This is a genomic window from Anabaena cylindrica UHCC 0172 (assembly GCF_034931625.1).
GTDB classification, from domain to species: domain Bacteria; phylum Cyanobacteriota; class Cyanobacteriia; order Cyanobacteriales; family Nostocaceae; genus Anabaena; species Anabaena cylindrica_A.
The window spans coordinates 1-25,657 of the sequence record NZ_JAYGGY010000012.1; the positions used below are offsets into that span (position 1 = coordinate 1).

Here is a 25,657-nt window from a genome sequence, read left to right on the forward strand (position 1 = left end):
CGCTTTGAAAAAGAGCTAGAAAATGTCGTCTTTATTATGCTCTCTGATCGCTAATATTTGGAGGACTAGTACTGCCGTGAAGTCAAAAGTCAAACCGAATACAGCGTAAGTTTTTCAGAGATTTGGAATGGTTGGTTTATTTACGCCGTTCTGTACTAGTAAAGTATTATTATAAGCATTCTGATTCTTGAAAGCTTACGAATTATTCTCATCCAAAATCTAATCCAAAATCTAAAATTGTATGATCCAGAAGATTCTCATTGTTGACGATGAACCTAATATCGTAATTTTGTTGGAACAAGCTCTAGAAGAATTAGAAGACGAGGGAGTTGAACTCCTAACTGCCAGAAATGGAGAAGAAGCTCTCGAAACTATTAAAACCGAACAACCAAACCTAGTTTTTCTCGATGTGATGATGCCTAAAATGAGTGGTCTGGAAGTCTGCCAAATCGTTAAACACGAATTGCAAATGACTGAAATCTACATCGTGATGTTGACAGCTAAAGGGCAGGAATTTGATAAACAAAAAGGAATTGATGTTGGTGCTGACCTATATCTGACTAAACCATTTCGTCCCAAAGAAGTACTTGAAAAATCCAAGCAGGTGTTAGGTTTTTGCTGATGATAGGGAAAAGTCCGTTGGTGTTTAAGTTCTATCAATAACTACGACTTCAAGGAATACATCTACCCCCTGATTACTACTACCAGAAAAATTGTTCAGCAAAACCTAATTGACTGGAACTGTCCACCAAGCTAGACTGTAAGGCTGAATTTTTTCATTCACTTGGTGTTTAAACTGAACACGAATTTTATAATTACCCATAGCAGGAACTGGACAAAAAATATGTTCTACATTATCAATCGTACTCCTAGAAGAACAAGCCGCAATTTCTGATTTGAGGTCGTCTGCTTTGATTAGATAAAGGTCGAGGTTATTTAATCCTCTATCTATAAAACTTTCATCTACATCATATTGTTGATTATTATTTTTATCTGCTAATTCAACTAATCTATCCCAAGTTAAGGTAACAGCTACAAAACTATTTTGTTTTAAAGGTTTTGCTAAAGCATATTCTACAGATGATGTAGCATTAATTGTGTTATGATCCCAACCAATAGAGGGAACAGGTGCTGAAGGTTGCCATTGACCAGGAAGAAATTGTTGATAAGCGCGAAATGCATTTAAATGTCCTGTTCCCATTTGAGCATCTAAAGGAATGGAGGGATTTTGATAAGCATCAGAAACTAGCCAATCTTGATTTTGTTTATCAATTAAAGTCTTCGTCATTCCCAATCGTAAACCATCACCGCTATCTTGGATTTTATCGGCTGAATTTAATAATACAGCTTTCATCACTTGATGATGTCGAGAATCAATGCTCCAATTTGGTAGATTTGTGCGTATTTGTCGGTCAGCAAATTCTTGTAACAAAGCAACAGTAGCTGTAACATGGGGTGCTGCAAAACTTGAACCTGTAGACTTATTCAACTTACCATCAGGATTGAGTAGAGGAATATTACTACCAGGAGCAACTAAACCTATAGATCGCCTGCCACCAATATTAAACTCTTTTCCCACTAAGCGAACTGGCCAGTCAGCATTGGTGCTATCGCTCACACCTTGATAATTACCTGCTAGATTAGAAACATCAACTTTATTAAAAATCCCCTCTCTTCGGGATGAAAAAGCGACGTTAACTCCGTTAAAATTGTCTGTAGGAATGGGAATTCCGCCTTTGCCTTGATTACCTGCGATCGCATACAGAACATTATGAACTCTACTAGACCAGTCAATACACAACGTTAGTAAAGCTTTTCCATCCAAAACAGCATCTGCTCTGGGATCACGGTTCAAAGGTTCACCAAAACTAAAGTTAATAGCACGAACATCACCACTATTTTGCAGTGCTATATGTTGTGCTGATAAACACTCCTCTGGTTGACCCATATTCTTTGTAGAACCCACAGCAGAAGAATATAGCCTCGCATCTGGAGCAACTCCTCTCCAGGCTTTATCTCTACTCACCATCACAGCCGCAACATTATAAGCATGGGGATCAACACCACTATTTGATTTAGCTGGTGCATTGCGTAAAAACACAGCAACTGGAGATAAAGCACGATTTTTAGACACGGCTTTATCCAAGCCAAACATCCCCGGACGACCAATTTCCACTTGACCAATGGCAATCTTACGACCAGTTAAATTGTAAGGAGGTTTGTGTAGTTTGAGCGCATCAATTCCACTACTTTCCAATGAACTACCAAACTTGACAGCAGCCAATACCGGCAAACTCAAACAAGACACACCCAAACCGCAAATTATCCAAAATTTGTTCATTGTTTCAGTAGTTAATAGTCAGTTGTCTCCAGTCCCCAATCCCCAATTTCCAAAAACTCCATATTTTGTTACAATGCTTACAGACGAATATGCTTAAAAACCCACCAGCCATGACCCAAAACCCATCTAAAAAACCTATAGTTATCTCTCCATCTATCCTATCAGCCGATTTTAGTCGGTTAGGTGATGACATTCGCGCCGTAGACAAAGCGGGAGCAGATTGGATTCACGTTGATGTCATGGATGGACGTTTTGTACCTAATATTACAATAGGTCCTCTGGTTGTGGAGGCGATTCGTCCCATTACAACCAAACCCCTGGATGTCCACTTGATGATAGTGGAACCAGAAAAGTATGTGGAAGGTTTTGCTAAAGCTGGTGCTGATATTATTTCTGTACACGCTGAACATAATGCTTCACCTCACCTACACCGGACTTTAGGACAAATTAAAGAACTCGGTAAAAAAGCTGGAGTTGTACTTAACCCCGGTACACCTTTAGAACTAATTGAATATGTACTGGAACTGTGTGATTTAGTGCTGATTATGAGCGTTAACCCCGGTTTTGGTGGACAAAGCTTTATTCCTGGTGTCGTTCCCAAAATTCGCCAACTTCGTCAAATGTGCGATGAACGCGGTTTAGATCCTTGGATCGAAGTTGATGGAGGACTCAAAGCCAATAACACTTGGCAAGTTTTGGAAGCTGGAGCTAATGCTATTGTAGCTGGTTCTGCTGTGTTTAATGCTCCCGATTATGCTGAGGCTATTAGCAGTATCCGCAACAGCAAGCGTCCCACACCAGAATTAGCAGCTGTTTAATTTAATCTTGGTAATTAAGTAAAACCTAGATCCTCGATTTCTTTGGGAAGTCGGGGATTTATTTTATTAACTATCACAATACCTTGTCCATTTTCGGTAGGTTGGGTTAAGCGACAGCGCAACCCAACGCATTTGTTGGGTTTCATGCTTCAACCCAACCTACAAATCAAGGTTTTTTCCAATTTGGACAAGGTATTGCTATTAAGAACTGGATTTTCAGAGTTTGAGGAAGAGTTAATATATAGATAGCTCTGTAATTCTGTAACTTTTATGACTGTAGTTACTGCTAAACGCTTCACCATAGCTGAATATCACCGTCTAGTGGAACTCGGCTTCTTTAGAGAAGATGAGCGAGTTGAATTAATCAAAGGTGAAATAATTCAGATGGCTGCAAAAGGTAAATCACATTCAACCTTCAATAGACGATTAATTAGAGAGTTAACACAATTAATAGGTAATCGTGCAACTTTACAAAATCAAGATCCTATATCTATTCCTCCAAACAGTGAACCAGAACCGGATTTAGCAATTCTCCGCAATCGTGCTGATGACTATTTTATAGATCATCCCACACCATCTGATATTTTACTTTTAATTGAAATTTCTAATTCTACTTTGAAATATGATCAAGAAATAAAATTACCTCTTTATGCAGAAGCAGGTATTTCTGATTATTGGATTTTTAATTTAATAAATAATCGTTTAGAGTGCTACAGTGAGCCTTATCAAGATTCTCAAGGTATTTTTGATTATCGTCGTAAGTTGATTTTATTACCTAATGAGTTTGTTAAATTGCCTTCTTTCCCTGATTTAGTTTTGGATTTATCTAAGGTGTTTCCTGGGTAAGTAATGAACTTTCGATAACCATAAATCACAATGGCATCTATCTATACAAACAATATAAATGCAAATACATAGTATAATAAGTTATTCAAACCCGTGTTGTTGAAGATCAATGTCTTTATTTACCAAATTACTCAAATTGCATTCAGATAAGAAACCATGTGAGGATTTTTTTACTATAATAGTAGCTCATTTTTTAGACCTCAATCAAGATATTTTGATTGCTTGGCTAAAAGATCACTCAATTATTAATAAAGATAATTATTTGAGTATCAGAATTTCAACTCAAAAATCACATAAAGGTTTACCAATACATACTGAAGACAGTAGAATTGATATACAAGTTGAGTTATCAAATGGAAGAGATACGGATTTGATATTTATTGAGTCAAAAATTGGCGCTAAAGATGTAAACAACAATTTAGAAAAATATGCTCATATTTTGAGCAATTCACAAAATATCAGACACCGAATTTTAATTTATATCACTCGTGACGATGATCCTAAAAACAAAATTAAGACTTTTGCATCAAATTTATCACCACAAGTAAGTTTTTACGAATTGAGATGGTATCAGTTTTATGATGCTTTAAATAAATATGAATTTGATCCTCTAAAAATAGAGATATTAAAGTTTATGGAGGATAATCAAATGTTTCAAAAAAAGCAATTCTCAGATAATGATTTACTATCAATGAAAAATTTTAATAAGGCCATTAAACTTATAGATAAGACTTTCAATGAAACTGATACTTGTATCTTTAAGACTGAATTTATAGAAAATTTTACCGATGGAACAAAGACAAAAAAAGCTTTTAAAATGCAGCCAAAAATAGATCGTGCATATACAATAAGAAAAGAGCTAGAGAGCCGTAACTTTAGATGTGAGCTTGGATACTTTCATTTAGCTGAAGATATTTTACCTAAAGATACCCATTTAGGTGTATATTTGGGGGTTCACCGTAAATACTCAAATTTTGAAAGTTGCTGTAAATCTATGAAAACCATAAGTGAAGATAAACAGAATAAATGGATTTTAGATAATAAGTTATCTATATGGAGAGCGATTTCTTATACAAAAAGCTTACAAGAAATTTTATCTGATAAAGACCATTTGTCAGCCATACAAAAACATTTTTTACACTGCATTGAGGAACTTAAAGATATTCGGAAAGAATATCCTGATTTACCCTGGAGTGATTTAAAATCCTGAAACAACAAAAGAAGAAGTTACCAGTGAAGATTAGACTTAAACAGTTCTTAACTTTTTATCACTGAATATTAATCAGAATCTTTAGGTTGGATTAAGCGCATTTATACTAAGATGCCATTACCACACTCTACTCTGTAAGGAGTTTTCTGTATGACTAACGTTACTTACGATGAAATTTTTGGAGCAGTATTAACCTTACCTCCTCTATACAGAGCGATGCTTGCTGAACATCTTCTCAAAAGTCTTGATGAAATTAATTCTGAAGTCGAGAATGATCAAAAATACTATCAGTCTAAATTGATAATCAAGCACCAATAATTTAAAATGATATTAATATTATCCATCTAGGTAATTGACTATGAAATGGGAAGAAGTTTGTGAAAATCAACAATTGCAAGATTTACCTTTTAAGATTGAACTGAATAAATGGGGACAAATTGTAATGAGTCCTGTAAAAATTAAACACTCATTTTATCAAGGAAGAATCCAACGTTTATTAGAATCTTTATTGAAAACTGGTGAAGTAATGCCAGAATGTGCAATCAATACATCAGATGGCGTTAAAGTAGCGGATGTGGTTTGGTGTTCAGAAGCAAGATTTGATCAAATTCAAGATGAAATATCAGCTTCTATTGCACCAGAAATTTGTATAGAAGTTAAATCAACTGGTAACACCTTTGATGAAATGGAATTTAAGAAAAAATTATATTTGGAAGCTCAAGCAATTGAAGTATGGTTATGTAATGAACAAGGTCAAATAAAATTCTATAATGAACAAGGTGAATTAGAAAAATCCTTGTTAGTTCCTGACTTTCCTAACCAAATTAAAAGATAATATCTATCAATACCTTGTCCATTTTTTGTAGGTTGGGTTAAGCGACAGCGCAACCCGACGCATTTGTTGGGTTATGCCTCCGGCACACTATGTGAACGTACCTCAACCCAACCTACAAATCAAGACTTTTTGCGATTTGGACAAGGTATTGATCTATATCTTGATTTATGAGGTAAATTAAGTGTAGAGTGAGCATTACCCACCCTAAATAATTAGACTTTATTACTTCCGACTACCTAACCATTTAGCTGCTGCAATCCCGATAATTCCGGCGACAATAGGATTACTAAGAAACTTCATAATTCCTGGCTGTTCCGCTAATACCTCACGGAAAACATCAGGATGGTTGTGATAAGCGAAAGAGGCAAGTTTGCTGACATCATCAGCAGTCATGCGGTTAGGGTTGTGAGTAGAAAGATTTAACTGTTGTTCTAACCTTTTCTCCTCAAGTCCTCGTTCTTTTAATTGCTTGAAAAAAGCCTTGGCAACATCATCCCGTTCATTGGGTTTAATTTGAGAAATTGCTTTTTGCAATTCTGGCTCCATTTCGCTAGGAGGGATACTTTCAGGAGGTAAAGACTGATTAAATAATTGCCGACGTTGGTCTGTTGTTGTCCTCTGGGCAAAATCATCAAAGTTTTGATATTCATTTGTCGTATCGGCTGGAATATTGTCTAAAGATTCGACATTTCCTTGTGCTAAATCTTTCAGAACTTCACGTCTATATTGTTCACTATTTGCCATTTGATATATCTCCTTTTGTTAGCAAGTTTTAATTAATTTCTCTAGATATACTTGACTTGGTTGCTCTGGACATCATAATCAGCAGTTAAGATCAGTTTTTTGTCAGGAGCATAGATCAAGATTTTTACATCTTGATTAGGAAAATTCTTGTGAAAACCTTGCGCTAAAGATGTTGCTAATGCTTTTACTTCATTCGGTTTAACTTGAGGAGAAATAACCACACCTAGTTTGTTATTATCTCGCACATAAGCATCTTGAACTAACCCTTTAGAAGTCTGCACTACCCACTTACCAAAAGCCTGTCCCCCTGGAGTGTTGCCACGTTCTAATTCTGCATAGGTAACATCTCTAGCAGTTACTGATGGTGTGGCTGTACGGTCAGCTTCTGTAACTGTTCCCCCACCGCAAGCAGCGGTTAGAGTTAACACTAGAATTAAGATTAAAGGCATCAAAATCTGCCGTATTTGCTGAAGCAGAATCATATTTATCTCCTCATTGAATAATTTTTATTCGTAGTTGATTTTTCGATGCAACTACGAATTTTAAATTTATCTAATCAAGTTTTTCCTTGACATTATCTTTTACATCTTCGACAGCATGGCGTACTTGACTTTCTGCCTGTTTAGCTTTACCTTCAGCTTTATCTTTTGGATCACCAGTAATATTTCCTGCGGCCTCTTGGGCTTTACCTTCAAGATTTTTAGCTGTGGCTTTAGCCCGTTCTTCTAAGCTCATTTGATTTGCCTTTTTTAAGGATTACATATTCAATTTATCTAAGCAAGTTGATAAAAACCTCCATCATAAGATATACAATTTTTGTTAGATATCTATATAGAAAGAAATATATTTTTGATTAACCAAATTGCCCAATCCTTAGAAAAGTAAATGAAATACAGGTGGCGTTCTGAATCCTCTGGCTAAGTTATTGATTCTGCTTCTGTGGCCAACGCCAATTATAGCGATTCCATTCAAAGATGCCTTGAATTTCATACTCAGTGCCATTAAAGAAGCGAATGAGGCAACTGGTAAAGGTATCATCACCATCACGGATTTCATCAACCTTAATGACCATACAGGGAAACCATTCTCGCTGAGAGGAGTCATCTTCTGGTATCCATTCCCACAGTGCATTAGAAACTTCTATGCGATCGCCTATTCTTAACTGTAGTGCTTCTTCAAAATAAGAATATTTGTCAAAATGGTGTGACTCAACCCGATTCAACCACGGTAAGCCATAGCGTTGGCGGATAAATTGCACTTTTCCCGAATCTTGTGCCAACAACCAATCATTGAGCAATTGCACCTTCCAAGTGCGGTTTTGTTCTTCTTCTGCTTTCACAAACTGTAAAAATGCTTCCAATTCCTCTGGAGTCAGTTCGTCTAAGGGATTGGCAGTATCTGATACCGGAGAGGTTAAGTTTCTCTGCATTTGCTCGACTATTTGCAGTAATATTTGTTTCTGCATATCAGTGAGAGGACAGCTGGCTGCATCACAACGTTTAAAAGCTGTTCGCAAGGCTGCTTCAATCTCATCGGTCGTCATAGGATACTAGCTATTGAGGATCTATATTTTACAATTATGACAATCTTAAATTTAAGTTTCCAATTCCTTAACCGGAAAATTCAGGTAAGCTGAGGTTAAAAGTTACGTATAATCTTTTAATAAAGTGATGGTGTGTTTTATGCGGTTGCGATCGCTCACCCTTATCTTCGTTTCTCTCCTAATTGTTGTTCTTGCCTGGGTATTTACTCCCCCGGCTGTAGCGCTGACACAAATTAGACTATTTGATGTCTCTTATCAAGATTGTCCACCAGAATTAGCAAAAGGTGCTGTTATTAGTAGCGGTTCAGCAGCCGCAAGTTGCTTTATTGTCACAGGTAAAGCAGAAAATAGCACTTACAAAACAGTTTACGATGCAGATATTTTTGGACGCATCTATGATGCCAACAATGATTCAGTCATGCAAAATCGCACCCGTATCGGTTCAATTGCCGAAGTTCCCCCTGGTATCAGTGATTTTGAGTTCAGAATTTCTGTACCTGCAAATCAGCCGACTCCATTACAGCTGAAGCAGTTTAAGGCTACTGGTTTTAGCGGACAAGTCAGGCGCTGATAAATCTGGGCTAGTTAGCCCAGACCTAACATTTCTTGTAAGAATTTAAATATGCTTTTATAGAAAACCCTTGTAGAGACGTTCCATGGAACGTCTCTACTTTTTCGGAGATGTCTATTATGTTGTTACATAAAACCTTGCAATCCACTACCTAGAACTTGCAGCAATATAATCGCTACCATTGGCGAAAAATCCATACCACCTAGTGGGGGAATAATTGACCGGAACAGATTCAAATAAGGATCAGTTATCTGGCTCAAAGCGGCAAATGGTTGGTTATACCAGTTGATTTGCGGGAACCAGGTCAATAAAACCCGGCTAATTAGCAAATAGCCATAGATGGTAATAAAGGTAGCTAATGTGTTAAACAGTAAATACATAGATGGGTTGGTTTCCTGCTAAGTGACAAAAACGGTCTTATGATTGATTTTAATTGAGTCAATGGCATTGAGTCTGCAAATAGCTCCCAATATTGATGAGAATTCATGATATTGATGAGAATTCATGATTGCGCTATGTTACAGAAATTTTTCAAGAGTCCTGAGAGACAGAACCTTCAACTGGCCGGGATGAACTGCCGTTGACATTTCCCAACTGGTTTCGCACATCATCAATTGTGGCATTCAGTTGAGCAATTTTATCTTCTAGCGATCGCCTTGCAGTTTCCATTTCTAACCCCTCATTAGCTGCTGCTCTCATCTGCCGTCTTTTGGCTGCTATTTTATTTCCAGGTATGGAACCATCAGAGAGTCCTATCTCCTCATCTGCTGCCAATTGTGCATCCCTTCGAGATGCCAGCACTGTACCCAATACCCCACCCACTACTCCACCAACAAGAGTCCCCAATAAAAACCCGCTGGCAAAACCATCTTTCTGACTCATATTTTTACCGCCTTCAATCTGCAAGTTTCAAAGTATTTAAGCTATTTTCATGCTTTAGGTGCATCCTAGCCTAAGTCCCAAAAATGCGATCGCCTGCATCCCCCAATCCCGGTACAATATACCCCTTATCGTTCAACGTTCCATCAATAGCTGCGCTGTAAACAGTTAAACCTGGATAATCAGCACTCAACTTTTGCAAAGCCGGTGGTGCTGCCACAACGCAAACAACCCTTGTTAACGCTGGCTCAACTCCTCTTTTAGTTAATTCTGCCATTGCTGTCATTATAGACCCTCCCGTTGCCAACATCGGATCGGTAATTAACACCCGTGTTTCCGGGTCAAATTTTTCTGGTAATTTATTCAGATAACAAGAGGGTTCTAAAGTTTCCTCATTTCGCACCAAACCCAAATGGTAAATTTTTGCCAAAGGCAACAATGTCTGCGCTCCCTCTAATAAGCCTAAACCAGCCCGGAGAATCGGCACAACTGCTACAGGTACTTGTGGATCAATGAAAGTGGCTGGACAGGGAGCCAATGGACTCTCCACCGTTGTCTCTAGGGTCGGCAACCAATCTCTGGCCGCTTCATAAGTTAACCATCTTCCCAACTCAGTAATAGCAGCGCGAAATAATACTGGAGGCGTAGCCACATCACGAGCTACTGCCAACCAGTGCTTGATTAGCGGATGAGGTGGGACGTAAACAAGCAATTGTTGTGTCATAGCTAGAAATGGAAAGCCTGTAATTATAGGGGAACTGATACAACATCATACTCTTTCCGGTGAGTGGCTGACCCCAATTTTGGCTAGGTGATAGTCAGATGCATTTTTATAATTGAGATTATTTTGCATTAGTAGTTGACATTTATTCTCAATCAAGGCTATATTAACGTTTAGTGTTCTCCTCTCTTTAAAGGATCGGCAGACGGGATAGCCAGCAGCAGCAGGTTTGTCCCTCTTTTTTTTTTGATTATTTTGAACACCAAGCCTGTAGGGGTTTTCCCGCCCTCAATTGTATTGCATTCGACTATCTTCTTCCTCTTTCTTGGTATCCTTAGCTTCTTTGCGGTTTAATTAATCAGTATTCTTCTGGTGCGAAGGGAGCATGAATTACGAATTATTTGATGTCATTGTCATAGGTTCTGGTATTGGTGGTTTAGTAACAGCCACCCAGTTAGCAGCTAAAGGAGCTAAAGTCCTAGTACTAGAAAGTTATCTCATTCCCGGAGGTAGTGCTGGTTATTTTCAACACCAAGGATATACATTTGATGTTGGTGCATCAATGATTTTTGGTTTAGGAAAAAAAGGGACAACCAACTTACTCACCCGTGCTTTAGAAGCTGTTAATGTCAGCCTAGAATCAATACCAGATCCTGTACAAATTCATTATCATCTACCTAACAATTTAGATATTAAAGTTGACCAAAACTATGAAAAATTTTTACAAAATCTGACAGATTATTTTCCCCATGAAAAAAAAGGGATTCGCCGTTTTTATGACGAATGTCAAAAGGTTTTTAATTACCTAAATAGCTTTGAATTACTATCATTAGAAGAACTAGGATATTTACTGCGAGTATTTTTACAACATCCTTTAGCCTGTCTGGGTTTGGCTAGGTACTTACCTCTAAATGTCGGAGATATAGCCAAGCGTTATATTCGAGATCCACTGCTATTAAAATTTATTGATATCGAGTGTTATTGCTGGTCAGTAGTTCCTGCCTCCATGACACCCATGATTAACGCAGGCATGGTTTTTTCTGATCGACATTATGGAGGAGTTAACTATCCTCAAGGTGGAGTTGGTAAAATTGCCCAGAAATTAGTTGAAGGTTTAGAAAAAACTGGGGGAAAAATTCAATACCAAGCCAGGGTAACAAAAATTCTGACTGCAAAGGGACGAGCAGTAGGTGTTAAATTAGCTAACGGTGAAGTTTATCATGGCAAACGTATCGTATCTAATGCTACACGCTGGGATACTTTTGAAAAATTACTCTCTTCCAAGCAAATGCCAACTAATGAGAAAGATTGGCAACAGAAATATCAAAAATCACCAAGTTTTTTAAGTTTACATCTGGGTGTGAAAGCGTCTATTTTACCTGCTAATACAGAGTGCCATCACATCTTGCTAGAAGATTGGCAAAAAATGGAGTCACCAGCAGGAACGATTTTCGTTTCTATTCCCACACTACTTGACCCAGATTTAGCCCCCAGAGGATACCACATTATCCATGTCTTTACACCACAATGGATAGCTGATTGGCAAGGACTTTCACCCAGTGAATATGAAGCCAAAAAAGAACAAGCAGCAGAAGGAATTATTCAAAGACTAGAAAAGATTTTTCCTGGTTTAGATGCTGGGTTAGATTATCTGCAAGTAGGAACACCGCTGACACACCGTCGCTTTTTAGGTCGCATGGATGGAACTTATGGCCCCATACCCAGACGTAAATTGTGGGGATTGCTGGGAATGCCTTTTAATCGTACAGCTATTTCTGGGCTGTATTGTGTGGGGGATAGCACGTTTCCCGGTCAGGGTTTGAATGCAGTGGCGTTTTCTGGGTTTGCTTGCGCTCATCGCATTGCTGTTGATTTGGGACTTTGAGCAAGGATACATCCAAAATAGTCTGATTTTTTGGCGTGTGAGTCATGCAAATTTTTTATATTGTGTTTTAATAGCGAGCAATTGCTTTTTGTTTTCGTCTCAACAACTCCTCACTCATGCAACTCACACACAAAACGACCATTCTCAAAACAAGCTGGTTTTTATCTAGTTTTTTGAGTGTCCTTCTATTTGGTTCAACTGTCAAAGCAGCAAATATTGCTAGTTGGTATTTTGATAGCAACCGTAATCATCTCAAGTTTGCTACAAATGAACAGGTACAACCGCAAGTAAAGCTTGCTAACCCTAATCATCTGGTGATTGACTTACCAGGAGTGACTCTGGGATATTCCCCCGTTACTCAAAGGGTGGGGAAAATACTTAGAGAAGTAAAAATAGCAGAAGTTAGCCGAGGTAATACCCGTATAGTAGTTACTTTAGCACCGGGTTATACCTTTGACCCCACGCAGATCAAGCTACAACAGGAATCGGACAATCATTGGTCTGTAGAGTTACCCAAGCCAGTCAAACAAAATTTAGGCAGGCTAAACCGTTCTAAAATTCAGTTTTCCCCAACGGTTAAAAAACCAGTTAATCTATCTCCACGTTTACCCAAAACAATTACAAGGCTGAATACTGCACCAATTCAGGCTTCACCAAATCTTTCTGGTAGTAAGTTGTTTGCTGGTGTGGTTCCCTTAAATTCGCCAATGAGGGATTTAGAACCGCAAATTAAAGCGTTAATGAATCGTTACAGTTTTTTGCAAACAGGGATGTTCTTCTTAGATTTAGATAATGGTAATTATTTAGATATAGGGGGCGATCGCATTTTTCCAGCTGCCAGCACCATTAAACTGCCTATTCTTCTGGCCTTTTTTCAAGAATTAGATGCAGGTAGAGTCAGCCTCAATGACACACTAACCATGCGACGTGATTTAGTCACCAGTGGTTCAGGAGTGATGCAATATGAGCGAGTTGGTAAAAAATACACCGCGTTGGAAACCATCACCAAAATGATTGTCATTAGTGACAATACTGCTACCAACATGATTATTGATCGTTTGGGTGGAGCAGCGCGACTTAATGGACGTTTCCGCAGTTGGGGACTGAAAAATACAGTCATTCGTCATCTTTTGGGTGACTTCAAAGGAACTAATACCACTAGTTCTGAGGACATGGCGCGTGCATTGGCTTTGTTAGTCAATGACAAGTTAGTTTCTCGCCAAAGCAAAGAACAAGCCTTAGATATTTTGCGCCACACCAAAACTCGCACATTGCTTCCCGCAGGTTTAGGAAAAGGTGCAACTATAGCTCACAAAACTGGCGATATCGGCTTTTTGATTGGTAATGCTGGGTTTGTAACTATGCCGAATGGTAAGCATTATCTAGCCGCAATTTTTGTTAAACGTCCTTATAACGACGTGAGAGGCAGAAAATTCATTCAGGAAATTTCTCGATTAGTTTATGATTATCTAAATCAAGAAAACCCAGTTGCTGCAATTGATTCTCCTCAAAATTTCACAAGGTAGAATTGATAAATTTGTAGTGAGTGCTAAAGCACTCATTACTCACATCAAGTCTGCTATTAATTTTTGAATTCAATCAAACTAATTTAACTTTACTAGCTGCTCTTGTTGCCTTTTCCCTCGCTTCTTTTTCATCAACACCTTTAGCTAAAGCTATCCCCATACGTCGATAAGGATGAGCAGTAGGTTTACCGAATAACTTAATATCTACATCTTTTTCTGCTAAAGCATCAGCAACACCAGCAAAAGCAATAGAATCAGATTTTTCAGCAGCTAAAATAACTGCACTGGCAGAAAAACCTAACTGTTCAATATGGGGAATAGGTAAACCTAAAATAGCCCGCAGATGTAATTCAAATTCATTCAAATTTTGAGAAATTAATGTCACCATACCCGTGTCATGGGGTCTAGGAGAAAGTTCAGAAAAAATCACTTCGTCTTTAGTAATAAAAAATTCAACTCCAAAAATTCCCGCACCACCCAAAGCATCAGTAACTTTTTTGGCTATTTCTTGAGATGCTAATATTTTATCTTCAGCAATATTTGCTGGTTGCCAAGATTCTTGATAATCTCCTCTTTCTTGGCGATGTCCAATCGGAGAACAGAAAATTGTTGGTGCATTCCACTGTTTAATTGTCAGTAAAGTAATTTCGATTTCAAAGTTGATAAACTCTTCCACAATTACCTTTTGGCTATCACCTCTAGAATTAGAAATAGCATAATTCCAAGCTTTTTCAACTTCCGTTTTATCCTGGACTACAGATTGACCTTTTCCAGAGGATGACATCACAGGTTTGACAACATTGGGAAAGCCAATTTGCTCAGAAATTTTAATTAATTCTTCTAAAGTGACTGCATAACCATATTTAGCTGTTCTAATTCCTAATTCTTGATGAGCTAATTCCCTAATTCGATCACGATTCATCGTGTAATTAGTCGCTGCTGCTGTCGGAATCACAGTAATCCCCCGATTTTCAAATTCCTGTAACTTTTCAGTTCTAATTGCTTCAATTTCGGGAATAATAAAATCAGGCTGATACTTATTAACAACAGCTTCTAAATCCTCAGCACTAAGCATAGAAATAACTTCTGCACAATCAGCTACCTGCATAGCGGGAGCATTTGCATAACGATCAACTGCAATTACATAATTACCTAAGCGTTGAGCAGCAATTACAAATTCTTTGCCTAGTTCTCCTGCACCTAGCAGCATTAACTTTTGGGGTAGTTTTAGCGAATTTCTCATGAATTTATTAGGGTTACATCAATTAATAATTTTTAATATCATTATCTGATAGTGTATTAACTTTTTTATTACAAATTTTAACCGCCGATAAAAATTTTTACCGACGGTTGTAATTTGATAATATTTGACTTTTAATCTTGCATCATCATCATCTTCCTGCTAATAATGCCTTTGTTGCAGATTCACCTAAAATTCTCACTTGTCTTGTTAATTGGAATTTTAACAATGCGAGAACAGTAAATTCAGCCAGTAATGCCATAAAAATTGTTGTCGATTCAGAGTATTTTATGGCTGCCCAAGGAAAGGTAGAAAATAGCCAAATAGTTGGATTTTTGGAAGCGTAGATACCAAGAAATTGGAGAATAATTGGTGGTAAAAACATTGCTACAGCCACAGTCCCAATTGCAAAAATATGCCGCTTGGGATTTTTCATCAACAACATTAACTGGGCAATTGTCGCACAAATCATCACTAAACTGATAGATAAAGCTACAGTTAAAATTGCTTTCAGCTTCCCGAAATTGTTGTTAATATCTAAATCTTCAGGGAAGAGTGATATCCAAACTATTAAAGGTATAGCAGCAATTACTAAATTAATTGCTATTGCCATCAATGCAGGGCTTTTTTCACCCGAAAATAAATCTTTCCATAAAGATTCGTTTCTATGATTTTGATGACGATATCTTGCCCAATCTTGGACAGTTTGACGATGAGGTGAGAGAATTGCTATTAATCCGAATACTAAAGCTAGGTTGAGAAATGCAACTAAAGCGATAATATCTGCATCTTGTCTACGGGAGATGTCTTGCATCGCTAATCCTATAAACATGAACTGAGAAAAAGCTATAAATAAATAACTTTGTCCTTTGCTCAAAATAGTGGCATTTGGATTACGAAAGCAGCGTTTCATTGCTTGCCAAATACCGTAGGTGCAAATCCCATAATTGATTAAATGAATGCTAATTAAGCTAACTAAATTTTTGCCAATTGGTACATAGAAAATTTGCAAATTTTCTATTGCAGAACCGTTATATACACGAAACAAATTAGGAAACAGATAAGCTGTAATCTCCCAAGGGCTGAATAATCTAAACCAAGCCAAAGGATTATTGATGTTATTGTAAGACGATACTACTGTCATTGTCATAAACAAGAACAGGAGAATAGCACCGCTACCTAACCAAGGTTGAAAGCTGTTAAACCAGCGACTAACTAAACCAAATAGAAGTGCAGCACTGTAAAAGAAAATGCTACTAGCAGCAAGAATGACGTAGTAACTGACAATATAACTAGAGGCGATTTTAGCCGAATGTCCAGCCCAAAAATGTAGAGGAATAGCTGTCAGAACAAAAAGATAGATTAAACTTGGTACTCCGAGAATTTTCCCAGTCAAAATACTGGTTTCTGACTGTGGACTGAGGCGAATAAAATTCAGTGTACTACGCTGTTCTTCTTTGGCTAAGTCGCTGATGAGTGAATAAGTTCCAGCAACTAATAGTGTAAAAACAAAGATGACACTAAATGTTAAAAAGAAGTATTCCCAATGATCTCTCCACCACAATTGCCAGTTAATTTGATCAGGAGGACAAATATTCTGGGACAAATAATTCTGCAAGTTAGTTATTTCTGTTCCAACTTGCTTAACCTCCGCTTCCAAATTGGGAATTATGGTATTGTCTGATAATTTAATTTGTCGATAATTAGCTATTTTTTGGTAAAGTAGTTCTTGCTGACGGTAAAGTTGGTGTTCTTGGTTTTGATATCCTTGTTTCAAAGTACAATAATTTGCCCTGAGAGAGTATTTATCATCGGGAAATTCTCGTAATTGAAATAGAAAAACAATGAGTTGCAGTAGTAAGGATGAGGCAACAGCAATTAGGACATTAAAAGGTTTAAATCGTCCTTTTAGTTCTCGGAATAGTTGGGGATTCCATTCACCTACTCTGTCTATAAAATTGAGCATCATAGAAAAAATCTCCAAAATTTAAAACTGAGAATTATTAACTAATTAGGATGCTTGTTTGTGACCTAATTTCAGGAAAATAGTTTCTAGGTCTTCTTGGGTGCAGTGAAAGTTAGTTAAGGGTATACCTGTACTGATAAGCGATCGCAATAATTCAGCGCAATCTTCCTGTGTTCCCGAAAAATTCACTCGGAGACTGTTGTTACCAGGTATTACTTCCCACTCTTCCACCAAGGGATAATTTTTGATTTCACTCACCAATGCATCTATGTTGCCCAAAGTTGATACTAAAATCTGCTGTCGGGCTAAACGTTGATAAAGTTGTTGCAATGAGGCACTTTCTACCAAAAAGCCTAGTTCCATGATGCCCACGGAAGTACACAATTCGGCTAAGTCGCTGAGAACATGGGAAGAAATTAATATTGTCATTCCCGCTTCTCGCAGAGCTTTGATAATTTCCCGAAACTGCATTCTCGCAATAGGATCAAGACCAGAAACCGGCTCGTCTAGAAGCAGTAAGATAGGTTCGTGAATAATGGTGCGGGCTAAACTTAAACGCTGTTTCATCCCCCGTGAGAGGGTAGAAATCATGCTGTTACGCTTATTACCAAGTTGGATGAGTTCTAAAACTTCGTGTAGACGTTGTGTGCGTCGTGGTTCCCGCAAGCGATATAAACGAGCAAAATAATCTAGATAGTCCCAGACTGTTAAATCTTCATAGAGTGGGTAGTCATCGGGTAAGTAACCAAGATGACGCTTGAGGTTGGAGTTGCTTTTGTCTCGGACTAAGCGATCTCCATTAACATAAATTTCACCTGTAGTTGGTTCTTCTGCTGCGGCTAACATCCTAATTAAAGTTGTTTTACCTGCACCATTGGGGCCAATTAATCCGTAAACTTCGCCCATCTGAATTTCTAAGTCAACATCGTTCACTGCAACGTGTCGTTCAAATTGCTTAGTTAATCCACGGGTGCTAATTGCTATTTCTTTTACCATCGCGGCTGAAATGCGGCTTGTGTTTAACAGTTAAGCTAACCTTTCTCTACAGCTGCATCTACTTTGGTTTCGGAAATGGAAACAGGCTTTATTATTTATGTAAAATGATAAAAAAATCAAGGTCAAATACAGGAAAACTCTTACACCCTTAAACCCAGTCCATGACTTACGTCACACTGCGCTATCACAGATAAATACTGTGCATAAGTCCGGATTAATGGAAAAATACCACCCCTTCATGTTATTGAAGAGATGGATTCTCACAGGATTAATTTATCCTTTCTCTGCTAGAGTCCTGTCAACTCTAGACAACGGAGATATCACAATTAGACTAAAACAATGAAATTTGCTGCACTGAGGGATAGTGCTGTAGATAACTGTGCGAATTGCGTCTGAACAAATGCGGTACCATTTCCATCTTGGTCAAAGAAAAGTGCGCCTGTACTATTGTTATAGATAAATCGCTGCTCACCAGTCGTCGCACTGGAACCAATGGTAAATTGATTAGGGTCAAGTGGGGATACAGTTAACCCTCCACCAAAACCAGGCGGATATATTTGAAAAAAATCTTCAGCTACATTGAAGTCCTTAATATTATCAATGCTTTCACTGAAACTATTGAAGCCAAAGATATCAGCACCTGCACCACCCAAGAGTGTATCGTTACCTGCACCACCAAAGAGTGTGTCGTTGCCAGCTTCACCCCTTAGTACGTCGTTGCCATCACCACCCTGAAGCACATCATCGCCATCGTTACCCTCAATAGTGTCATTGCCACCCTCACCATAGAGAATATTATTGGCACTATTGCCTTTAATGATATTGTTCAGCGTGTTACCTGTACCATTAATGCTATCTGTGGCTGTGAGGACAAGGTTTTCAACATAATCACTCAAAGTCCAAGTTACAGAAGACCTGACTATATCAGTACCACCTGCGTCCCCACCAGAGCCGTTATCCTCACTGACAACATCTCCTGTACTATTAACTATGTAAGTATCGTCACCTGCACCGCCATAGAGTGTATCGTTGCCAACTCCACCATCTAGTACGTCGTTGCCATCACCACCGTAGAGTATATCGTTGCCTTCGTTACCTTCCAGGATATCATTACCAGCTTCACCATAAAGCGAATTATTGGCACTGTTGCCTTTGATGATATTGTTGAGGGCGTTACCTGTACCATTAATGCTATCTGTGCCAGTGAAGACAAGGTTTTCAACATAATCACCCAAAGTCCAAGTTACAGAAGACCTGACTATATCAGTACCACCTGCGTCCCCACCAGAGCCGTTATCCTCACTGACAACATCTCCTGTACTATTAACTATGTAAGTATCGTCACCTGCACCGCCATAGAGTGTATCGTTGCCAACTCCACCATCTAGTACGTCGTTGCCATCACCACCGTAGAGTATATCGTTGCCTTCGTTACCTTCCAGGATATCATTACCAGCTTCACCATAAAGCGAATTATTGGCACTGTTGCCTTTGATGATATTGTTGAGGGCGTTACCTGTACCATTAATGCTATCTGTGCCAGTGAAGACAAGGTTTTCAACATAATCACCCAAAGTCCAAGTTACAGAAGACCTGACTATATCAGTACCACCTGCGTCTTGACCGTATCCATTGTCCTCACTGACAACATCTCCTGTACTATCAACTATGTAAGTATCGTCACCTGCTCCACCCATCAGGAAATCGTTGCCTGCTCCACCATTTAAGACATCGCGTCCATTATGCCCGTATAATGAATCGTCGCCATTGTTACCTTCTAGTCTATCATCACCCTCTCTACCCTCAAGGGTATCATTGCTATCTTTACCTTTGAGAATGTCATTTCCCCCCAGACCATCAATAATGTCATGATCAGCTGTTCCAACCAAATTATTTGGATGGTCATCACCAAAGATAATTGCCATAATTTCTCCGAATTTTAATCAGGTTGTTCGGAAACTAGGTCTTGCTAATTTAAAACGCGAAAAATACCCAAAAGTCATTTCTGATAGACGAAGGCTACATCCAGTTTGTCAATTACTAATTTGAATGACAAATGTTATGGCTACCTGGTATAGAAAATACAAATTGCCGTGTATTTACTTGTAGATTAATAGTAAGTATTCAGAATAGATGATCCAGAATTAACATTGCTTGTCAGATATTGGAGTGATGGGATATGAAATTGTCTAGGATGGATATCCTGGTTCTGACAAACATTCTGGATTATAAATCTTGACTCCTTACTTCTAATATTGTGCGAACTGCTCTCTTCCCTGAAATTATATTGAAAGTTCGCCTTATGATTGATCTTTCTGAAAGCTTCAAGCAAAACTTTAATTAACTAACGCAATAATAGTTTAATTTATTGCTCCTGAAGTTAATTTTGTGACTTTGGTGTATTTTAGCTTGATATCCAGCAAGACCAAGTTTATTTATTAAATACATAATAATCTATCTTTTTCCATTATCTAGATTGAATATTCATTTTTTACATACTCTTCATATTGGATATAATATGCTTTATTTATTATTTATTTTTCACTAAAATTTAAGGCTACGAATAATATATATATGCCAAATTTTAATATATCTGGGTCTGTCTCATAGGAATTTTTTTAACATTAAATACTCTCCGGGATGTCAGGTATTGTTTTTGACTTTCTTAATTACACGAGATTTTCATAGAAGTATTGGTAAATAAAATAGGTAAGGTGTCAACCCTACCTGTTCTTAAATATTGAAACTTTTTAAATTCCATTTTCTCTAATACCAAATTGATATGAAGTTGCATAGAATAATGTATCAATAATAATTAACCGCAGAGAAACACAGATAAAGACGGATAATTAAATTGAGTTCATGATTCTGGATAGCCTCACATAAAATTGGTACAAACCCTTTAAACTCAGCTGAGAAAAAGTTTTATCTGAATATTTACCCTATTTCTGATGGCATGGAGATCAAAACGTTGCCTCCATTTGGAGATGAACCATTGACTGTATAACGCTGTTCGGGAACTGGATAACCAGCTTCATCAAAGCTTTCACGGATGATTTTATTGGTATCGAAATACACTTGTCAGTAGTGATCATTATGGCAATATGGACGTACTGCTAGAACGGGGCCAGCCAAGTTAAAGGTGAGAATTTTTTCTATATCTGGCGCTGGATCTGTAAGCACGTGAGGGATTTGGCTGATTCTAGTTTTCAAAAGTGCGATCGCTTGATTATGATCAACATCATGGGCTAGTTGAGCCAATAGATCAACACGACGGTAAGGATTAGCGGAATAATTCTGGATGTTATCAGCAAATATTTTGTTATTTGCCACAATCGTCATCACATTATCTGGTGTGTTTAAAGTAGTTGTAAAAAGTCCAATTTCTACAACAGTGCCTGTTACACCTCCTGCTGTAATAAAATCGCCAACCTTGAAGGGTTGGAAAATAATTAAAAATGCACCTGCTGCAAAGTTAGCCAACAGTCCTCCCCATGCTGCACCAATGGCAATACCAACCGCAGCCAGTAATGCAGCAAAAGAGGTTGTTTCTACACCAAAAAAGCCAAGAATTGCCACAACCAAAACAATTCTTAATTATTACAATATACGCAAAAGAAAAATTATCTTGGTACGATTTCTAGGTATGATATTTAGTCCACCTCAATTTTTACATCATCAAATTTAGCTATGACTCAGAACTACCGTATTACACTACTTCCCGGTGATGGCATTGGCCCCGAAATTATGGCAGTAGCGGTGGACGTGCTGAAAGTCGTCGGACAACGCTTTGATATTCAATTCGACTTTCAAACAGCTTTAATTGGTGGTGCTGCAATTGACGCAACAGGTGAACCCCTACCAGCTGCTACCTTAGATATGTGCCGCAATAGTGATGCTGTCTTACTTGCTGCTATCGGTGGTTACAAATGGGATTCCCTACCTTCTCATTTGCGCCCAGAAGCGGGTTTGTTAGGACTACGTGCAGGGTTAGAACTTTTTGCAAATTTGCGTCCTGCGAAAATTTTACCCCAGTTAATTGATGCTTCCACCTTAAAACGTGAAGTTGTGGAAGGTGTAGATATTATGGTGGTGCGGGAACTCACCGGTGGAATTTATTTTGGTAAGCCAAAGGGTATTTTTGCTACAGAAACAGGTGAAAAACGTGGTGTAAATACTATGGTTTACACCGAATCAGAAATTGACAGAATTGGCAAAGTCGCATTTGAAACGGCGCGGAAACGGGGTGGAAAACTCTGTTCGGTAGATAAAGCTAATGTGTTAGAAGTATCTCAACTGTGGCGAGAATGTATCACTAAACTGTCCGCAGAATATTCAGATATTGAATTATCTCATTTATATGTGGATAATGCGGCAATGCAGTTAGTACGCGCTCCTAAACAATTTGACACAATTGTGACAGGGAATTTATTTGGTGATATTCTTTCTGATGCAGCGGCTATGCTCACCGGTAGCATTGGGATGTTGCCTTCTGCGAGTTTGGGTGCTTCTGGTCCTGGTGTCTATGAACCCGTTCATGGTTCAGCCCCAGATATTGCTGGACTTGATAAAGCTAACCCTTTAGCACAGATTTTGAGTGCAGCGATGATGTTACGTTATGCCTTAAATCAACCAGAAGCGGCGGATTTGATTGAAAATGGAGTGTTACAAGTTTTACAACAAGGCAATCGCACAGGAGATATTATGTCTGAAGGCATGAATCTTTTGGGTTGTCGCGCTATGGGCAATGCATTGATTCAAATCCTGGAAGAAAAATAATTTCCTCATTTAACGTTGAGGATTTTAACATTCTTTGCTAGAAGTTTCGGATAAACTAGAAGCAAATCTATAAATCACATAAACACCAATAGTGTACGTTGCACAACAAGGACAGGCGAATTTTCCCGCCCCAAGAAACCAGATGCCTTTGGTTGATCCCACCCTAATTAAAGCCGCTGGATACATCTACTACACCTACTGTGAAGTACATCCCGAAGTCGTTGGGCAACCTTCAGGAGTAGCAATTAGTCTAGTAACTCATCGGGGTAAGGTGATTTTTACTCAACATCCAGTACTATTACCACAAGAATGTTTTATACCATTGAATCAGATAGAATCGTATATGTACTAGAGAACAGGGAAGAAATTAACCACTAACCGATGACTCATGACTAATAACTAATGGACAAAATACTATATGGACATTTTGATCTTCGTCCCTGCGAGTATCATTGTCTTTGCTTTAGGTGCATCAATTGGTAGCTTTATCAATGTTGTAGTTTATCGTCTACCTGCTGGATTATCAGTACTTTGGCCACCTTCTCGTTGCCCTCATTGCTTAAACAAGCTCAAATCTTACGATAACGTACCGGTTTTGGGTTGGTTGTGGTTAAAAGGGCGATGCCGATATTGTAAAAGCAAGATTTCTCGCCGTTATCCCTTAGTCGAGGGGATAACAGCCATAATATTTTTAATCGTATTTTGGGTCTTTCAATTTTCAATTTTAACCATCGGTTATTGGGCTTTTTGTAGTTGGTTATTGGCACTATCCCTTGTGGATTGGGATACAATGACCTTACCTAACCCACTGACTCAATCCGGGTTAATATTGGGCTTAATCTTTCAAATGGGTGTTGGTTTTCTATCAACAAGTAGCTGGGTAGGGGTGGGAAACTACTTAATGCTCGGTATATTCGGTGCAGTCATGGGTTTATGGTTGTTTGATAGTATCTCAATTCTTGGTTCCCTAGCCTATGGTAAGGCTGTCATGGGTGCAGGTGATGCAAAATTAGCAGCCATGATGGGAGCTTGGTTAGGTTGGAAGTATTTATTAATAGCTGGTTTTATGGCTTGCACCTTGGGAGTTTTAGTTGGTGGAGGCGCAATTATGCTGTCACGTCATAAAATAGGACAAAAGATGCCTTTTGGTCCTTTCTTAGCTATGGGAGCGGTAATTGCTGTTTTTAGCGGTGAAACTATTTTGTCGCATTACCTGCGGTTATTTCTGCCTGTATCTTGAAAACAATATGAATGTAACCTTCATTACCCCATTAGCCCTTTATATTTTGGTAATATTAATTTATAACTGGTATTACCCTCCCAAATATGCAGTTGGCAAATACAACTAATGCCATGAATTCTGACTGCTAATCAACTAGCAAAGTCCTGATTAATTAGGATGAAAATGCATTCTAATTGGGTTTTTGATTCTTAAGGCTTTGCCAATACCTTGATATAATAAAGTCCACTAAGACAGTAGTAATAGACTTAATTATTGACAACATCATTGTCATTAAGCTGACAATCAAAATATGCTTCCATCAGGTTTGACTTGCTAATCAGGGTAGTTTTGATGATGTAGTCAAACAATTTTTCACACCCTAGAAGCAGGTAAGGTCAATCTCAAATCTCAAATTGATTGGCCTTTTTGTGACCTCGTACCTACTTACAATAAGATAAAAATGGCAAACAACGAAGAATCACGCGGTTTAAAGTCTTTATTTGATTGGTTTGCAAATCGGCGGAAATCAGGATCTACTAGCTTAGAACGTCAAGAAAGGGAAATCGCTGATGGTTTGTGGCATAAATGCCCTAAATGTGGTGTTTTAAGTTATGCAAAAGACCTAAAAGCCAATCAAATGGTCTGTGTGGACTGTGGTCATCATAATCGGGTAGATAGCGATGAACGTATCCGTCAATTGATTGATGCAAATACCTGGAAACCCTTAGATGAGCATTTGCGCCCAACAGATCCCTTACAATTTCGCGATCGCAAACTCTATAGCGATCGCTTGCGGGAAACTCAAGCAAAAATTGGGTTAATAGATGCAGTCAAAACCGGTTTAGGCCAAATTAACGGTTTACCCATCGCGTTAGGAGTCATGGACTTCCGCTTTATGGGTGGTAGCATGGGTTCTGTTGTTGGTGAAAAAATCACCCGCATGATTGAACAAGCCACACAACGCCGCTATCCTGTAGTGATCATCTGCACATCCGGCGGTGCAAGAATGCAGGAAGGAATGCTCTCCTTAATGCAAATGGCCAAAATATCCGCAGCTTTACAACGCCATCAAGATGCCCGTTTATTATACATTCCTGTTTTAACAAATCCCACCACAGGGGGCGTTACAGCTAGTTTTGCGATGTTGGGTGATCTCATCATTGCTGAACCAAAAGCCACCATTGGTTTTGCGGGCAGACGAGTAATTGAGCAAACCTTGAGAGAAAAACTACCTGAAGATTTCCAAACCGCTGAAGATTTACTCAAGCATGGTTTTGTGGATGATATTGTTCCCCGTACCCAATTAAAGAACACTTTGACACAGCTAATTGCTTTACACCAGCCTATACCAACCGCACCCAATATGGTTTTGTGGGAAACCATGAGTTTGACTTCTACTGTTGCGGAGTAGGTTGGGGAAGAGGCAGGGGAGCAGGGCGCAGGGAGCAGGGGGAAAATAACAACTGTCACCTACCTATTCCCTATTCCCTATTCCCTATTCCCTATTCCCTATTCCCTATTCCCTATTCCCTATT

Annotated in this window: 26 protein-coding genes and 1 pseudogene; 13 read left to right on the top strand and 14 right to left on the bottom strand. The window is 38.5% G+C overall.

Annotated features, from left to right (window positions below; all coding sequences use genetic code 11):
• Positions 1–241: 241 nt before the first annotated feature.
• Positions 242–622 (top strand): response regulator transcription factor, encoded by a 381-nt coding sequence (locus tag VB713_RS05295; RefSeq protein ID WP_323310536.1) that lies wholly within the window; start codon positions 242–244, stop codon positions 620–622.
• Between the two features lie 105 nt (positions 623–727).
• Here VB713_RS05295 and VB713_RS05300 read toward each other — a convergent pair whose 3' ends face one another.
• The gene (locus VB713_RS05300; protein WP_323310537.1) at positions 728–2,341 is read right to left on the bottom strand and encodes a S8 family serine peptidase; all 1,614 of its coding nucleotides are present in this window, start codon (positions 2,339–2,341) and stop codon (positions 728–730) included.
• 110 nt (positions 2,342–2,451) lie between these two features.
• Here VB713_RS05300 and rpe point away from each other — a divergent pair, with 110 nt between their 5' ends.
• On the top strand, positions 2,452–3,159 hold the full coding sequence (rpe, locus tag VB713_RS05305; protein ID WP_042465865.1) for a ribulose-phosphate 3-epimerase: 708 nt from the start codon (positions 2,452–2,454) through the stop codon (positions 3,157–3,159).
• A gap of 14 nt (positions 3,160–3,173) precedes the next feature.
• On the opposite strand, the gene VB713_RS05310 is transcribed toward rpe, so the two are convergent.
• The gene (locus tag VB713_RS05310; protein ID WP_323310538.1) at positions 3,174–3,305 is read right to left on the bottom strand and encodes a hypothetical protein; all 132 of its coding nucleotides are present in this window, start codon (positions 3,303–3,305) and stop codon (positions 3,174–3,176) included.
• Positions 3,306–3,429: 124 nt separating this feature from the next.
• Between VB713_RS05310 and VB713_RS05315 the strand changes: the two genes are divergently transcribed.
• The 4 genes from VB713_RS05315 to VB713_RS05330 all read left to right on the top strand — a co-directional run bounded on the left by VB713_RS05315 (position 3,430) and on the right by VB713_RS05330 (position 6,050).
• Positions 3,430–4,005 carry a Uma2 family endonuclease gene (locus tag VB713_RS05315; RefSeq protein ID WP_323310539.1) on the top strand — a complete coding sequence of 192 codons (576 nt, stop codon included), beginning with the start codon at positions 3,430–3,432 and terminating at the stop codon, positions 4,003–4,005.
• Between the two features lie 109 nt (positions 4,006–4,114).
• Positions 4,115–5,215, top strand: a complete 1,101-nt coding sequence (locus VB713_RS05320) for a PD-(D/E)XK nuclease family protein (protein WP_323310540.1) — start codon at positions 4,115–4,117, stop codon at positions 5,213–5,215.
• A gap of 150 nt (positions 5,216–5,365) precedes the next feature.
• The gene (locus VB713_RS05325; protein WP_323310541.1) at positions 5,366–5,533 is read left to right on the top strand and encodes a hypothetical protein; all 168 of its coding nucleotides are present in this window, start codon (positions 5,366–5,368) and stop codon (positions 5,531–5,533) included.
• A gap of 40 nt (positions 5,534–5,573) precedes the next feature.
• Positions 5,574–6,050: a Uma2 family endonuclease gene (locus tag VB713_RS05330; RefSeq protein ID WP_323310542.1), complete on the top strand. Its 477-nt coding sequence runs from the start codon at positions 5,574–5,576 to the stop codon at positions 6,048–6,050.
• 222 nt (positions 6,051–6,272) lie between these two features.
• Here the strand turns inward: VB713_RS05330 and VB713_RS05335 are convergent, their stop codons facing one another.
• The 4 genes from VB713_RS05335 to VB713_RS05350 all read right to left on the bottom strand — a co-directional run bounded on the left by VB713_RS05335 (position 6,273) and on the right by VB713_RS05350 (position 8,337).
• Positions 6,273–6,794, bottom strand: coding sequence for a hypothetical protein (locus tag VB713_RS05335; RefSeq protein WP_323310543.1), 522 nt, complete (start codon positions 6,792–6,794; stop codon positions 6,273–6,275).
• A 41-nt stretch (positions 6,795–6,835) separates the two neighbouring features.
• On the bottom strand, positions 6,836–7,276 hold the full coding sequence (locus VB713_RS05340; protein ID WP_323310544.1) for a hypothetical protein: 441 nt from the start codon (positions 7,274–7,276) through the stop codon (positions 6,836–6,838).
• A gap of 70 nt (positions 7,277–7,346) precedes the next feature.
• Positions 7,347–7,529, bottom strand: coding sequence for a CsbD family protein (locus tag VB713_RS05345; protein WP_323310545.1), 183 nt, complete (start codon positions 7,527–7,529; stop codon positions 7,347–7,349).
• A gap of 187 nt (positions 7,530–7,716) precedes the next feature.
• Entirely contained in the window at positions 7,717–8,337 is a 621-nt protein-coding gene (locus VB713_RS05350) for a hypothetical protein (RefSeq protein ID WP_323310546.1), read from the bottom strand.
• A gap of 139 nt (positions 8,338–8,476) precedes the next feature.
• On the opposite strand from VB713_RS05350, the gene VB713_RS05355 reads away from it, so the two are divergent.
• A complete protein-coding gene (locus VB713_RS05355) occupies positions 8,477–8,908 on the top strand; it encodes a biotin carboxylase (RefSeq protein WP_323310603.1) in 432 nt (143 codons plus the stop codon).
• Between the two features lie 125 nt (positions 8,909–9,033).
• Here VB713_RS05355 and VB713_RS05360 read toward each other — a convergent pair whose 3' ends face one another.
• The 3 genes from VB713_RS05360 to upp form a co-directional block, all read right to left on the bottom strand.
• Positions 9,034–9,288, bottom strand: a complete 255-nt coding sequence (locus tag VB713_RS05360) for a YggT family protein (RefSeq protein WP_323310547.1) — start codon at positions 9,286–9,288, stop codon at positions 9,034–9,036.
• Between the two features lie 151 nt (positions 9,289–9,439).
• On the bottom strand, positions 9,440–9,790 hold the full coding sequence (locus tag VB713_RS05365) for a hypothetical protein (RefSeq protein ID WP_323310548.1): 351 nt from the start codon (positions 9,788–9,790) through the stop codon (positions 9,440–9,442).
• A 70-nt stretch (positions 9,791–9,860) separates the two neighbouring features.
• The gene (gene upp / locus VB713_RS05370) at positions 9,861–10,511 is read right to left on the bottom strand and encodes a uracil phosphoribosyltransferase (RefSeq protein WP_323310549.1); all 651 of its coding nucleotides are present in this window, start codon (positions 10,509–10,511) and stop codon (positions 9,861–9,863) included.
• Positions 10,512–10,893: 382 nt separating this feature from the next.
• On the opposite strand from upp, the gene crtH reads away from it, so the two are divergent.
• A complete protein-coding gene (gene crtH, locus VB713_RS05375) occupies positions 10,894–12,393 on the top strand; it encodes a carotenoid isomerase (protein ID WP_323310550.1) in 1,500 nt (499 codons plus the stop codon).
• A gap of 116 nt (positions 12,394–12,509) precedes the next feature.
• Entirely contained in the window at positions 12,510–13,919 is a 1,410-nt protein-coding gene (locus tag VB713_RS05380; RefSeq protein WP_323310551.1) for a serine hydrolase, read from the top strand.
• A 73-nt stretch (positions 13,920–13,992) separates the two neighbouring features.
• Here VB713_RS05380 and purT read toward each other — a convergent pair whose 3' ends face one another.
• The 5 genes and pseudogenes from purT to VB713_RS05405 all read right to left on the bottom strand — a co-directional run.
• Positions 13,993–15,162, bottom strand: a complete 1,170-nt coding sequence (gene purT, locus VB713_RS05385) for a formate-dependent phosphoribosylglycinamide formyltransferase (RefSeq protein WP_323310552.1) — start codon at positions 15,160–15,162, stop codon at positions 13,993–13,995.
• Positions 15,163–15,310: 148 nt separating this feature from the next.
• Positions 15,311–17,128, bottom strand: a complete 1,818-nt coding sequence (locus VB713_RS05390) for an ABC transporter permease (RefSeq protein ID WP_323310553.1) — start codon at positions 17,126–17,128, stop codon at positions 15,311–15,313.
• Positions 17,129–17,170: 42 nt separating this feature from the next.
• Positions 17,171–18,121: an ABC transporter ATP-binding protein gene (locus VB713_RS05395; RefSeq protein ID WP_323310554.1), complete on the bottom strand. Its 951-nt coding sequence runs from the start codon at positions 18,119–18,121 to the stop codon at positions 17,171–17,173.
• Positions 18,122–18,447: 326 nt separating this feature from the next.
• Positions 18,448–20,046 (bottom strand): calcium-binding protein, encoded by a 1,599-nt coding sequence (locus tag VB713_RS05400; protein ID WP_323310555.1) that lies wholly within the window; start codon positions 20,044–20,046, stop codon positions 18,448–18,450.
• Between the two features lie 1,012 nt (positions 20,047–21,058).
• Positions 21,059–21,718: pseudogene (locus VB713_RS05405) on the bottom strand (mechanosensitive ion channel family protein); the annotation flags it as partial.
• Positions 21,719–21,811: 93 nt separating this feature from the next.
• On the opposite strand from VB713_RS05405, the gene leuB reads away from it, so the two are divergent.
• The 4 genes from leuB (at position 21,812) to accD (ending at position 25,533) form a co-directional block, all read left to right on the top strand.
• Entirely contained in the window at positions 21,812–22,900 is a 1,089-nt protein-coding gene (gene leuB / locus VB713_RS05410) for a 3-isopropylmalate dehydrogenase (protein ID WP_323310556.1), read from the top strand.
• Between the two features lie 91 nt (positions 22,901–22,991).
• The gene (locus VB713_RS05415) at positions 22,992–23,252 is read left to right on the top strand and encodes a hypothetical protein (RefSeq protein WP_323310557.1); all 261 of its coding nucleotides are present in this window, start codon (positions 22,992–22,994) and stop codon (positions 23,250–23,252) included.
• Between the two features lie 66 nt (positions 23,253–23,318).
• Complete coding sequence (locus tag VB713_RS05420; protein WP_323310558.1) at positions 23,319–24,140, top strand: A24 family peptidase; 822 nt, start codon at positions 23,319–23,321, stop codon at positions 24,138–24,140.
• Positions 24,141–24,582: 442 nt separating this feature from the next.
• Entirely contained in the window at positions 24,583–25,533 is a 951-nt protein-coding gene (gene accD, locus VB713_RS05425; protein ID WP_323310559.1) for an acetyl-CoA carboxylase, carboxyltransferase subunit beta, read from the top strand.
• Positions 25,534–25,657: the final 124 nt, after the last annotated feature.